At 69.9% G+C, this 12,884-nt stretch carries 11 protein-coding genes; 10 read left to right on the plus strand and 1 reads right to left on the minus strand.

The window, feature by feature from the left end:
* Positions 1-8 precede the first annotated feature (8 nt).
* Positions 9-1,019, plus strand: coding sequence for a 1-aminocyclopropane-1-carboxylate deaminase (locus ABTZ59_RS13295; protein WP_351395370.1), 1,011 nt, complete (start codon positions 9-11; stop codon positions 1,017-1,019).
* A gap of 84 nt (positions 1,020-1,103) precedes the next feature.
* Here the strand turns inward: ABTZ59_RS13295 and ABTZ59_RS13300 are convergent, their stop codons facing one another.
* Positions 1,104-2,024 (minus strand): AEC family transporter, encoded by a 921-nt coding sequence (locus ABTZ59_RS13300; RefSeq protein ID WP_351395372.1) that lies wholly within the window; start codon positions 2,022-2,024, stop codon positions 1,104-1,106.
* Positions 2,025-2,378: 354 nt separating this feature from the next.
* Between ABTZ59_RS13300 and ABTZ59_RS13305 the strand changes: the two genes are divergently transcribed.
* The 9 genes from ABTZ59_RS13305 to ABTZ59_RS13345 all read left to right on the plus strand — a co-directional run bounded on the left by ABTZ59_RS13305 (position 2,379) and on the right by ABTZ59_RS13345 (position 12,868).
* Positions 2,379-3,671, plus strand: coding sequence for a cation:proton antiporter (locus ABTZ59_RS13305; RefSeq protein WP_351395375.1), 1,293 nt, complete (start codon positions 2,379-2,381; stop codon positions 3,669-3,671).
* 14 nt (positions 3,672-3,685) lie between these two features.
* Positions 3,686-5,146, plus strand: coding sequence for a carboxylesterase/lipase family protein (locus ABTZ59_RS13310; RefSeq protein ID WP_351395529.1), 1,461 nt, complete (start codon positions 3,686-3,688; stop codon positions 5,144-5,146).
* Between the two features lie 280 nt (positions 5,147-5,426).
* Positions 5,427-7,157, plus strand: coding sequence for an aa3-type cytochrome oxidase subunit I (gene ctaD, locus ABTZ59_RS13315; protein WP_351395377.1), 1,731 nt, complete (start codon positions 5,427-5,429; stop codon positions 7,155-7,157).
* Positions 7,158-7,227: 70 nt separating this feature from the next.
* A complete protein-coding gene (locus tag ABTZ59_RS13320) occupies positions 7,228-7,569 on the plus strand; it encodes a hypothetical protein (protein ID WP_351395380.1) in 342 nt (113 codons plus the stop codon).
* A gap of 451 nt (positions 7,570-8,020) precedes the next feature.
* Positions 8,021-9,871, plus strand: a complete 1,851-nt coding sequence (locus ABTZ59_RS13325; RefSeq protein ID WP_351395382.1) for a phage tail sheath C-terminal domain-containing protein — start codon at positions 8,021-8,023, stop codon at positions 9,869-9,871.
* A gap of 28 nt (positions 9,872-9,899) precedes the next feature.
* Positions 9,900-10,424, plus strand: coding sequence for a phage tail protein (locus tag ABTZ59_RS13330; protein ID WP_249950016.1), 525 nt, complete (start codon positions 9,900-9,902; stop codon positions 10,422-10,424).
* A gap of 87 nt (positions 10,425-10,511) precedes the next feature.
* Positions 10,512-11,258, plus strand: a complete 747-nt coding sequence (locus tag ABTZ59_RS13335; protein ID WP_351395386.1) for a T4 family baseplate hub assembly chaperone — start codon at positions 10,512-10,514, stop codon at positions 11,256-11,258.
* The gene (locus ABTZ59_RS13340) at positions 11,251-12,012 is read left to right on the plus strand and encodes a hypothetical protein (RefSeq protein ID WP_351395389.1); all 762 of its coding nucleotides are present in this window, start codon (positions 11,251-11,253) and stop codon (positions 12,010-12,012) included. Before ABTZ59_RS13335 ends, ABTZ59_RS13340 begins: the two co-directional genes overlap by 8 nt.
* Positions 12,013-12,016: 4 nt before the next feature.
* Positions 12,017-12,868: a Pvc16 family protein gene (locus ABTZ59_RS13345; RefSeq protein ID WP_351395392.1), complete on the plus strand. Its 852-nt coding sequence runs from the start codon at positions 12,017-12,019 to the stop codon at positions 12,866-12,868.
* Positions 12,869-12,884: the final 16 nt, after the last annotated feature.

The following is a 12,884-nucleotide window of genomic DNA, read 5'->3' on the forward strand; positions in this document are numbered from 1 at the left end:
ACCTCCCCGTGGCCGTCGAGGATTTCCCGCGCTATCCCCTGCTCTTCGGACCGAGCCCGATCCACCGGCTGGACCGGCTGACCGAGTTCCTCGGCGGGGCCCGCGTCTGGGCCAAGCGCGAGGACTGCAACTCCCCTCTCGCCCATGGCGGGAACAAGACCCGCAAGCTGGAGTACATCGTTCCCGATGTGCTGGCCCAGGGCGCGGACACGCTCGTGTCGATCGGGGGGTACCAGTCGAACCACACCCGGCAGGTGGCGGCCGTCGCCGCTCATCTCGGTCTCAAGGCCCGGCTCATCCAGGAGAAGTGGGTCGACTGGCCCGACCCGGCGAACGAGAAGGTCGGCAATATCCTGCTGTCCCGCGTCATGGGCGCCGATGTCCGGCTCGACCCCGCCGGGTTCGGTATCGGCGTCAAGGACTCCTGGCAGCGGGCGCTGGACGAGGTACGGGCCGAGGGCGGCGCACCGTATCCGATCCCGGCCGGGGCCTCCGAACACCCGCTCGGCGGGCTGGGGTTCGCGAACTGGGCGTACGAGGTGGAGCGTCAGGAGGCCGAGCACGACGTCTTCTTCGACACGATCGTCGTCTGTAGCGTCACGGGCTCCACACAGGCCGGGATGATCGCCGGATTCGCGGGCCAGGACCGCCCGCGGCGGGTGATCGGCATCGACGCCTCCGCCCGGATCGACGAGACCCGTGAGCAGGTCGAGCGCATCGCCCGGCACACCGCCGATCTGATCGGCCTGCGGCGCGAGTTGCGCGACGACGAGATCAGCGTGCTCGCGGGATGGGCGGGCGACCGCTATGGCGTCCCTGTGGCGTCGACGCTGGAGGCGATCCGGCTCACCGGCCGGCTGGAGGGGATGATCATCGACCCGGTGTACGAGGGCAAGTCCATGGCCGGGCTGATCGATCTGGTGCGTTCGGGCGAGATCGACGGGGACTCGACGGTGCTGTACGCGCATCTGGGCGGGCAGCCCGCGCTCAACGCGTACAGCGGAGCGTTCGACTGGTGATGTGACCCAGTGACGGGGTGACCGCGCGGCCGGGTGCCTGGGCAACCGCCCGACCGGGGGCGACGCCGCCAGGGGGCGACGCCGTCAGCCGAGGAACGCCGCCACCATGACCAGACCCGGCACCGACAGCATCGTGGACAGCAGAATCGATTCACGCGCCAGCCGCTCGGCGACGCGGTAGCGGGACGCGTACGTATAGAGGTTCTGCGCGGCCGGCAGGGCCGAGGTCACCACGACATCGAGCAGGGCCGGGCCGCGCAGCCCGAAGACCAGCGCCCCGAGCGCCCAGGCCACCAGCGGTTGCCCCACGGATTTCAGGACCGCGGACAGCAGCACCGGCCGGCGGTCGGGGCCCCGGCCCGGCAGGGCGCTGCCGTACAACGAGATACCGAAGGCCAGCAGCACCGCGGGGACGGACATGTTGCCGATCAGTACCAGCGGGTCGAGCACCGGGCCCGGCACCGTCACCCCCGTCGCCGCCACGGCGACTCCGCACAGTGAGCCGGCCGCGACCGGGTTGCGCAGCGGTGTCGTCACCCGCTGCCACACCGGTCGCTTCTCGCCGGAGCCCGAGAGATCGAGCACCGTCAGCGCGATCGGGGTGACCACGATCTGCTGGAAGAGCAGTACGGGGGCCACCAGCGAGGCGTCGCCGAGAACGTAGACGGCGATCGGGATGCCGAGATTCCCGGCGTTGACATAGCTGGAGCAGAGCGCGCCGATCGTGGTGGTCCCCACGTCCCAGCGGCGTACGAGCGCGACCGCCACGAAGGCCGCGGCCGCGGCCGCCGTACTGAGCGCGGTGATCAGCAGCCTGCTGGAGAGGATCACCGACAGATCGGCCTGGGCGAGCGTCGTGAACAGCAGCGCCGGTGTGGCCACGTGAAAGGCGAGCTTGGTCAGCACCTCGCGCCCGTTGTCCCCGAGATATCTGCGACGGCCTATCAGATAGCCGACACCGATGACGACCGCGATGACACCGAACCCGGTCAGTACGCCGCGCACCGCGCGCCCCCGTCGATGGAGAGGGCGGCCCCGGGGCCCAGGGCCTGTCCGGACGACGGTATCGGTATATGTGTCATGCACCCAACCATTCCGAGGAACGTCACCCGAGGTCAACGTGATCTCGCGCACCGAGACCCGCCGGGCCGCCGGCGGACGCGCGACGACACGGCGCGCGCGAGACCGGCCCACCGGCGGGCGCGCGACGACATGGCGCGCTCCGCCACTCGGGTGAAAGCTGTGCTCCATTTCCTCCGGCGGATCCTCAAGACGGCACGACCGCCGAGAATCAGGCCCTACGGCCTGTCCGGTCCGCGGGACCCGGCCGACGGACCGGCCACGGTTACGGAGTCCACGGTGGATGGAACCTTCTCACTGATCCTGCTTCTTCTCTTCCTCTGGAGCCTGTGCTCGCAGCGGCTGGCGCGCGTCGAACTCACCGCCCCCGTGGCTTTCGTCCTGCTGGGCCTGCTGCTGAGCGAGGGAGTCGGCGTACTGGACTTGGCGCCGTCCCCGGAGACCGTGCGGACACTCGCCGAAGTCACACTCGCCTGGGTGCTCTTCACCGATGCCGCGCGGCTGTCCTTCCGGGCCCTGCGCCCGGAACTCGGCCTGTACGGACGGCTTCTGCTGCTCGGGCTGCCGATGTGCATCGGTCTCGGCACCCTGCTGGCCATCGGTCTGCTCCCCGGGGTGTCGGGCTGGGCCGCGCTGTACGTCGCCGCCGCGCTCGCTCCGACCGACGCCGCGCTCGGCGCCACCATGATGGTCGATCCGGCCGTGCCCGCGAGGATCCGCCGGCTCATCAACGTCGAGAGCGGTCTGAACGACGGCATCGCCACCCCGTTCGTCGTCCTCGCGCTGGCCGGAGTGGCTGCGGCCGGGAGTATGTCGGACACGCATTCCTCCGGTGACGCCCTCGTGGAACTCGCCATCGGTCTGGTCTACGGCGTGGTGCTCGGACTGGTGGCGGGATGGTTGCTGCGCTTCGCCCTGCGCAGGGGCTGGGCGACGGAGGACGTCGCCGGGACGGGCGTCCTGGCGCTGGCCCTCCTCGGCTACACCTCGGCCATCGCGATCGGCGGCAACGGCTTCGTCGCCGCTTTTGTCGCGGGCCTGGCCTTCGGATCGACGCGCGGCGCCCCCCAGGGGGTGCTGCTGTTCGTCGAGCAGACCGGCTCGCTGTTCTCCATGCTGGTCTGGCTCCTGTTCGGTGCGGTGCTGGTACCGGCCGCCTTCGACCACTTCACCTGGCAGGCGGTGCTCTACGCGGTCCTGAGCCTGACGGTGGTGCGTATGGTGTCCGTGGCCCTGTCGTTGGCCGGGAGCGGTCTGGACCGGAGAACCGTCCTGTTCGTGGGCTGGTTCGGCCCCCGCGGGCTGGCATCGGTCATCTTCGGTCTGCTGGCGGTCGAGGAACTCGCCCCGCCGGCCTGGCAGTCGATCGTCCCCGTGGTCGCGTGCACCGTGCTGCTCAGTGTCCTCGCACACGGCATCAGCTCCGCGCCTCTCGCCCAACGCTACGGAAAGGCCTCAGCCGTCACCGGTGTGCCCCCGGCGGGCCCGGCGGAGAACGAGCTGCCCATTCGGGGGATGGGGGCGGGCGCCGTCCGTGCCCGCCGGCGCGGCGGGCGGGACGGGCGGGCGTGACCGGGCCAGGCGGGATCGGTGACGCGGACCCCGTCGTCGGCCGGGAGCCCGTCGTCAGCACCGAGTACGGCCGGGTGCGCGGCCGGATCGAGCGCGGGGTCGCCGTCTTCCGCGGTATCCCGTACGCCGCGCCGCCCGTCGGTCCGTACCGCTTCCGGGCGCCGGTCGCGCCCGAGCCGTGGGACGGTGTCCGCGATGCCTCCGCCTTCGGGCCGACCGCACCGAAGCTGCCGTACGCCCCGCCCCTGGACCGGCTGCTGGCCGAACCGTCCGTGCCGGGGGACGGCTGTCTGAACCTCAATGTGTGGACCCCCGATCCGGGCGGCGCCGGGCTGCCCGTCATGGTCTGGATCCACGGCGGCTCGCTGCGGCACGGCTCGTCGGCCGTTCCCACCTACGACGGCGCCGCGTTCGCCCGGGACGGCGTGGTCCTCGTGTCGCTGAACTACCGGCTCGGTGTCGAAGGGTTCGGGATGTTCCCCGACGCGCCCGCCAACCTGGGGCTGCGGGACCAGCTGGCCGCGCTCGCGTGGGTACGGCGGAACGCGGCGGCCTTCGGCGGCGATCCCGAACTGGTCACCGTATTCGGCGAGTCCGCCGGGGCGTTCTGCGTCGCCGGGATCCTGGCCTCCCCGCTCTCCGCGGGCCTGCTGCGGCGGGCCGTACTGCAAAGCGGTGTCCCGTCCGCCGTCACCCCGGCCAGGGCCAGGCGCACCACCCGGCGCATCGCCCGGCGGCTGAGGGTCCCGGCGACTGCGGCGGCCTTCGCCGGGGTGGACCGCGAGCGGCTGCTGCGGGCACAGCGCGAGATGACCGCGGGCAGCCCGCTGGGCGGCGGCGCGAGCTTCGATCTCGTGGTGGACGGCGAGGTGCTGCCCCGTGACCCGGCCGCCGCGCTGACCGGGGGGCAGGGCGCGGAGATCGGTCTGCTGATGGGCACCACCTCGCAGGAGTACCGGCTGTGGCTCATACCCAGCGGCGCGCTCGACCGGATCGGTCCGGTCGCGCTGCGACTGGCCATGGCCCGGTTCCGGGTACGGCGCCGGACGGTCGCGGTGTACCGCGCCAACCGGCCGGACGTGTCCGCCGGGGAGCTGCTCGGCGCGCTCGCCACCGACCGGCTGCTGCGTATCCCGCTCACCCGGCTCGCCGACGCGCGCCGACAGGCCCCGGCCGCCACCCATTTCTACGAGTTCGCCTGGCCCTCGCCGGTCCAGCGGCTCGGCGCGTGCCACGCCCTGGAGATCGGCTTCGTCTTCGACACCCTGCGCGAGCCGGCCACGATCTCGCTCACCGGCGCCGAGGCGCCACAGTCCCTCGCGGACGCCATGCACGCCGACTGGGTGCGCTTCGCGACCACCGGGGATCCGGGCTGGCCGGCCTGGGACGCCTCGCGCCCGGTGATGACGTACGGCCCAGGTGCCCCCGAGGTCGTCCATGCCCCACGGGACGACGAACGCCGCGCCTGGGGCTGACCGCCGACACGGCCGCACGCGTGGCCGCGACGATCCCGATGGCGAACAGGGACCGCACGATCGGGTGAATGTGGCCCGGCGGTGATTGCCGGGTGCGGAGGCCGCGTTACGTGGCGAAGCCGCCCCTCGGCCCAGTGACCGCACGCTTTTGGGCGATTCCGCGGAAGGCGATGACGATTCTCGCGACGCGCCGGAGGAAAGAGGGTCGCACCGGCCGGGTGAAAGCAACGCCATGCTGCTGCCGAGTTCACACGCCACTGCTGACCGGAGGAGCGTTGCAGTGACCACGACGGGCACGGAAGAATCGGCGGAGGCCGACGACAGCTACGAGAATGAGCTGCCGGTACGGCGCAGGGAGCCGGGCAAAGTCATCGTGGGGTGGCTGACCACCACCGATCATAAGACGATCGGCACGCTCTATCTCCTGACGTCGTTCGGGTTCTTCATCATCGGCGGGGTGCTGGCGCTCTTCATGCGCGCCGAACTGGGCCGTCCCGGAATTCAGATCATCTCGCACGAGCAGTTCAATCAGGCGTTCACGATTCACGGCACGATCATGCTGCTGATGTTCGCGACACCGCTGTTCGCCGGATTCACGAACTGGATCATGCCGTTGCAGATCGGTGCGCCCGATGTGGCGTTCCCACGGCTCAACATCTTGGCGTACTGGCTCTATTTGTTCGGGTCGCTCATTGTCGTAGCCGGTTTTCTCACTCCGAACGGCGCGGCGGACTTCGGGTGGTTCGCCTATTCACCGCTGACGGACGGGGTCCGCTCGCCGGGGGTCGGCGGCGATCTGTGGATCATGGGGCTGGCCTTCTCCGGTTTCGGTACGATCCTCGGCTCGGTCAACTTCATCACCACGATCGTCTGTATGCGGGCACCGGGCATGACGATGTTCCGGATGCCGATCTTCACCTGGAATGTCCTGCTGACCGCTGTACTGGTCCTGTTCGCCTTCCCCATTCTGGCCGCCGCGCTGCTCGTGCTGGAGGCGGACCGGAAGTTCGGCGCGCATGTCTTCGAGGCGGCCAATGGCGGGGCGTTCCTGTGGCAGCACCTCTTCTGGTTCTTCGGCCATCCGGAGGTCTACATCATCGCCCTGCCGTTCTTCGGCATCGTCACGGAAATCCTCCCCGTCTTCAGCCGTAAGCCGGTCTTCGGCTATATCGGTCTGGTGGCGGCGACCATCGCGATCGCGGGGCTGTCGATCACGGTATGGGCGCACCATATGTTTGTGACCGGTGGGGTGCTGTTGCCTTTCTTCGCGTTCATGACCTTCCTGATCGCGGTGCCGACGGGGGTGAAGTTCTTCAACTGGATCGGCACGATGTGGAACGGTTCGCTCTCCTTCGAGACACCGATGCTGTGGTCGATCGGCTTCCTGGTCACGTTCCTGTTCGGCGGTCTGACCGGCATCATCCTGGCGTCGCCGCCGATGGACTTCCATGTGTCCGACTCCTACTTCGTGGTGGCGCACTTCCACTACGTGGTGTTCGGCACGGTGGTGTTCGCGATGTTCGCCGGATTTCACTTCTGGTGGCCGAAGTTCACCGGCAAGATGCTGGACGAGCGGCTCGGGAAGATCACGTTCTGGACGCTCTTCGCCGGGTTCCACGGCACCTTCCTCGTCCAGCACTGGCTGGGCGCCGAGGGCATGCCGCGCCGTTACGCGGACTATCTCGCCGCCGACGGTTTCACCGCGCTGAACACCGTCTCCACGATCAGCTCGTTCGTACTCGGCCTGTCGATGCTGCCGTTCTTCTACAACGTCTGGAAGACCGAGAAGTACGGGAAGCCGGTCGGGGTCGACGACCCCTGGGGGTACGGGCGTTCGCTGGAATGGGCCACTTCCTGCCCGCCGCCGCGGCACAACTTCATCACGCTGCCGCGTATCCGTTCCGAGTCCCCCGCGTTCGATCTGCACTACCCGTCCATCCGGCTGCTCGACGAGGCGCTGAACAACCCCGGCGCCGCCGCCCCCTCGGCAGCGGGTGACCAGCGGAAATGACCGTCCCGGTGCCTTGTACGAGGAGAGCGGCCGGCACCCGGAGCGCAAGGGGAAAAGCAAGGAGAATTGCGTGGAGCCCGACAAGGACAGCGCCCGCGGTCTCTACCAGATCGAGGGCTATCTGCTCTGGAGCGCGGAGGTCGAGGACGTACGCCGGCAGGCGGCCCGCTTCACCGCGCAATTGCCCTGGCTGACCACGGCCCAGCGCGAGGACGTGGAGAGGGTCTATACCGCGGACCGGTTGGCGGCCTCCCGGGCGATGCTCGTACGTATCTCCGACCGCGCGACCGAACTGCGCCGCGAATACACCGCGCGCTACCGGCGGCTCAGAACGCGCGCGCTGGCGGCGGCCGTGCTGGCCGTCGGGGCGGCGAGCGGTGCCTGTGGCGCGGTCACCTTTCTGGCCCGCTGACAAGAACCCGGCCAAGCCGCACATATCGCATGAACCGGACGCAAGACGGCGCGCCGGACGGGTTTTTATTCGGCTTGTTTCTCGCGCGGGATCGAGTGGCCGTGTGAAGCAGTGGTGAATTCATCTTCATACCCGTCCGGCGACACCTCTCCGACCACGCCTTTTCGCCTGCGAACGGAATCGCGGAAAACGATCACCCAATGACCGAATCACTCTCTTGACCATCCCTTGACGCACAATCCAGACTCGCAAGCGGCACTCATGCATCAGGAGCCACTGACGCGTGCGCATGCGCCATTCGCATACGCATGCGGATGGCCCTGCGAGACCGATATCGCACGGGGTGTGTGACGGGGGAACAACGGGGAACGCGTAAGCGAGTTCGACATATATACGCAACCCCTTCACTTCCCCTCCTCATCTCTTGGTGCGCGAAGGGAATGGAGGGGGAATGCCGACGCACATGGGCTATCCCGGCGTATACATCGAAGAGCTTCCCAGCAGCATCCGTACCATCGCCTCGGTCACCACCTCGGTGACCGCGTTCGTGGGGCACACCCGCCGGGGTCCGCTCAATCAACCCGTGCGGATCACCAGCTTCGCGGACTTCGAGCGTCGCTTCGGCGGGCTCACCTCCCAGAGCGCGGTCAGCCACGCCGTCCATCAGTTCTTCGGCAACGGCGGCTCCGTCGCGGTGATCGTGCGCGTGGCCAAGGCCGGCACCGGCGAAGAAGCCCGTGTCACACTCGAATCCACCGAGGGGCACAGTCAGTGCCCGGTGCTTGAGGTACGCGCCAAGGAGCCAGGCGTCTGGGGCTCGGGACTGCGGGTGGCCGTCGACCACGACACACCGACCCCGGACAAGACGTTCAACCTCCGGATCCTCGACGCCCGCGGCGACGCCCGCGAGACCTTCACCGGTCTGTCGATGAACACCGGCCACGGACGGTTCGTGGAGACGGTCGTCAACGCCGGTTCCTCCCTCGTTCGTGTCAAGGCCCTGGACGAGGACAGGCCCGACCCCTCCGGCACGGTCTCCAAGCCCTTCGCGGCGGAACTGCCCGATCTGAACGTCGAGTTGAAGGTGAAGATCGGTGATGTGGAGCGTGAGTTCACGCTCCACGATCCCGATCACGACGGCGAGGCGCCCACCACCGTCACGGAACTGGCCCTCCTGCTGGAACGCAAGCTGCGTTCGCTCCCGGACGCCCCGGGGAAGCACACCTTCGCCGGCGCCGAGGTCACGGCGTTCGGCCGGAGGATCCAGGTCGTCGCCGGCTCCCTCGACCCCGAGGACGTGGTGCGCTTCGTCGGCGAGTGCGCCAACGATCTGGGCCTTGAGGCGTCGGTCAATCCGCCCGTCTTCCCGCTCAAGGGCGGCAAGGACGGCGATCCGCCCGGACCGCGCGATCTCATCGGCAGCGAGGCGCGCAAGACCGGTGTGCAGGCGCTGCGCGATGTGGACGATGTCAATCTGCTTGCCCTGCCCGAGCTTTCGGCGTACGAGTCCACCGAGGACATGGTCACCGTGCTCTCCGCGGCCGAGCAGCTGTGCCGGGAGCGGCGGATCTTCCTGCTCGTGGACTCGCCGTCCACCTGGGGCAGCGTGGACGCCGCGCGGGCCGGGATCGGCGCGTTCGACCCCGTACGCAGTGATCACGCCGCGCTGTACTTCCCGCACCTCCAGCTCACGGACCCGCTCACGGGACGGCTGCGCCCCTTCCCGCCGTCCGGGGCCATCGCCGGTGTCATCGCCCGCACCGACGGCGAGCGCGGCGTCTGGAAGGCGCCGGCGGGGACCGAGGCGCGGCTGGCCGGTGTCCGGTCGCTGACCGTCAAGCTCACCGACCGGGAGAACGGACTGCTCAATCCGCTCGGTGTGAACTGTCTGCGCACCTTCCCGGTGGTCGGCCCGCTGGTGTGGGGCGCCCGTACGCTGCGGGGCGCGGACGCGCTCGACAGCGAGTGGAAGTACGTGCCGGTGCGCCGGCTCGCGCTGCATGTCGAGGAGAGTCTCTACCGCGGTCTGCAATGGGTCGTCTTCGAGCCCAACAACGAGCAGTTGTGGCAGCAGATCCGGCTGAAGGCCTCCGCCTATCTCAACGATCTCTTCCGGCAGGGCGCCTTCCAGGGCGGCACACCGCGCGAGGCGTACTTCGTCAAGTGCGACAAGGACACCACCACCGAGGCGGATATCGAGCGCGGAGTGGTCAATGTCGTGATCGGCATCGCGCCGGTCAGGCCCGCGGAGTTCGTGATCGTGAAGATCCAGCAGGTGGCCGGGCAGTTCGACCTGTCGTAACCGAGGAAAAGGAACACGAAGGAAACCGATGGCTGAGTTCCAGATCAACGCCCATCGCTTCGACCCCTACAAGAATTTCAAGTTCCTGGTCCTGTGGGACGGTCGAACGGTCGCGGGCGTCAGCAAGATCAGTCCGCTGAAGCGCACCACCGAAGTGGTCAAACACCGCCATGGCGGCGACCCCAGCTCACCGCGGAAGTCGCCGGGCCGCTCCGAGTTCGAGGGGGTCACGCTGGAACGCGGCGTCACCCACGACCCGGAGTTCGACCGCTGGGCCAACAAGGTCTGGCAGGTCGGGGCCGGGCTCGGCTCGGAGGTCTCGCTGCGCGACTTCCGCAAGGACATCATCATCCAGGTCCTCAACGAGGCCGGGCAGGTGGCCGTCTCGCACAAGCTCTACCGGGCCTGGGTGAGTGAGTACCAGGTGCTCGGCGAGCTGGACGCGAACGCGAACGCCGTCGCCATCCAGAGCGTCAAGCTCGAATGCGAGGGCTGGGAGCGGGACTACGAGGTGGAGGAGCCGGTAGAGCCGTCGTTCACTCATCCGGCCTGATCCGCGACGCCTCTTCACGCGCGGACGCACCACCTCTCCACGGGGAGACGCACCACCGACACCACCTGCACACCGGAGGAATGAGCGATGACGCCGACGGGGCCGGCCGAGCTGCTCGCCACCTGGGAAGCCGGGCTGGCGCAGCACGACGCGGGACGGTCTCTGCTGCTGCACCGGGCGGCCCGCCCGGGCACCGGCACCGACGAGTTGCTGTCGATGCCGGTCGGCACGCGCGAGGCGGATCTCTTCGCGCTGCGCCGGGCGCTGTTCGGCGAGCGCATGCAGGTCCGCGTCGAGTGCGCGTCGTGCGAAGAGGCGATGGAGTTCGATCTCGACGCGACGTCGCTGGGTGTGCGGGGGCGGACACCGGAGGGACCGCTGCGTGTCGAGGAAGGCGACTGGGTGGTGGAGTTCCGGCTGCCCACCGTCGCCGACCTCGCGGCGGCCGGCTCCGCACCGGACGCGGCGCAGGCCCGTCGACTGCTGGTGGCGCGCTGCGCGGTCTCGGCCGTACGGGGCGGGGAGCCGGTGCCACCGGAGCGGCTGGCCGCGCTGCTGCCCGCGGACGTACAGCGGCGTCTCGCCGAGAAGGCGGCCGAGGCCGATCCGGCGGCCGATGTGACGCTGAACGTCAACTGCCCCGAGTGCGGCGGGGCCACCCCCGCCGCACTGGACATCACCTCGTATTTGTGGACCGAACTGGACGCCTGGGCACGGGACTTACTGCTCGACGTCCATCTGCTCGCGAGCGCCTACGGGTGGAGTGAACCGGAGATCCTGGCGCTCAGCCCGCTGCGGCGTCGTTACTACCTGGAGCTGTGTACGGATGCCTGACTACTTCGACCGGCTGCTCGCCCGGTACACGCCGGTGCCCGGGGTGGCCGGTGCCGTGGGCGCCGCAGGCGCGGACGGCGTCGGGGGCATGGCGCGGGTCCGGCCCCGGCTGCCCGGCCCGTACGAGCGGGCGGAAGCGCTGCGGTCCGGCCCGCGGGAACCCGACGAGCCTGCCGCGCTGATCCCGTACGCTTCCCAACCCGCCGCCGCTCCGCCCGAGTTCACGTACCGGGAGCGCGAGGTCCGGACGGACCGGCATACGGTGGTACGGACCGAGGCGGCGCGTCCGGGCGAGGCGCCCGAACGTCCCGCCGACGCCGTCGCCACACCGGCCACGGGGCCGCTGCTCCCGCCGCTGTCCCACCGGAATCCGGCGCCGCGTCCGGCGGTGGACGACAGCCCGCGCGCGCCACGGCGCCCAGGGGCACCCTCGGTGTCCGGCACACCGCGCACCGCGCCCGCCGCCGCGCCGCGCGCCGCCGCCCCCGCTCCCCCGGCCGCCCCCGCGCGACTCGGACCGCGCGGCGCCGACACCGCCGCCGCCCGGGGCGCCACGCCGAACGGGGTGGGACGGCGCGCGCCCAGGCAGGCCGAGCGCGTCGTGCACGTACAGATCGGCCGGCTCGAAGTGAGCGCGGCGCCGCCGCCCGGCGGGGATCGCTCCCCAGCCGCCGAGCGCACCGATCGCACCGGCCGGCGCGCGCCCGCGCTGACCCTGGACGACTATCTGTCGCGCGGCGAGAAGAGGAACTGAGGCCATGAGCAACGCGCTTGCCATCGCGACGGTCACCCAGGCCCTGGCGCTGCTGATCGAGAGCAATCTGGGGCCCGAGATGGATATCGCGGTCAAGGTGGAGACCCGTAAACCACCGGCCGAGCCACCGGCCGAGCCGACCGTCCATGTGTTTCTGTACCAGGTCACTCCGAACGCCTCGATGCGCCATACCGATCTGCCGACGCGCGCGTCGGACGGCACGCTGGTCAAGCGGCCCGCCGCGGCGCTGGATCTGCACTATCTGATCAGCGCGTACGGGGAGGAGGCGGAGCTCGTCGGTCAGCGGCTGATCGGGTGCGTGATCCGGACTCTGCACGAATTTCCCGTCCTGCCGCATGAGTTGATCGAACTGGCCGCCGAACGTCCGTATCTGGCGGGCAGCGATCTGGCGGCGTCGGCGCAGAAGGTCCGCTTCACACCGACGGTGATGGACATCGATGAGACGTCCAAGCTGTGGGGGATGCTCCATCAGACGCCGTACACCCTGTCGGTGGCGTATCAGGCTTCGCTGATCCTGATCGAGGGCCGCGAGAAGCCGGTCCCGGCGAAGCCGGTGGAGCGAAGGACGGTGCGGGTGCTGCCGTTCGGGGCGCCCGGCGCGCCGGTGCCGCCGACGGCGGAGGCACCGTCGGTGGAGCCGTCAGGCGTTGCCGAGGCCGCCACGGAGCCAGGGACGAAACCGACGCCGAAGGACGACGCGCCCGCGAAGAAGCGGGCGGCGGGCAAGACCGCCGCCGCCTCCAAGCCCGCGGCCAAGCGGGCCGCGTCCGCCTCTCGTACGCGTACCCGCACCCGTGGAAAGCCCGGCACGGGCGAAGACGGCGCGGAGAGCTGAGGGGCCGTGGGGGAAA

This window comes from Streptomyces sp. NPDC094034 (assembly GCF_040303865.1).
Taxonomy (GTDB): Bacteria; Actinomycetota; Actinomycetes; order Streptomycetales; family Streptomycetaceae; genus Streptomyces.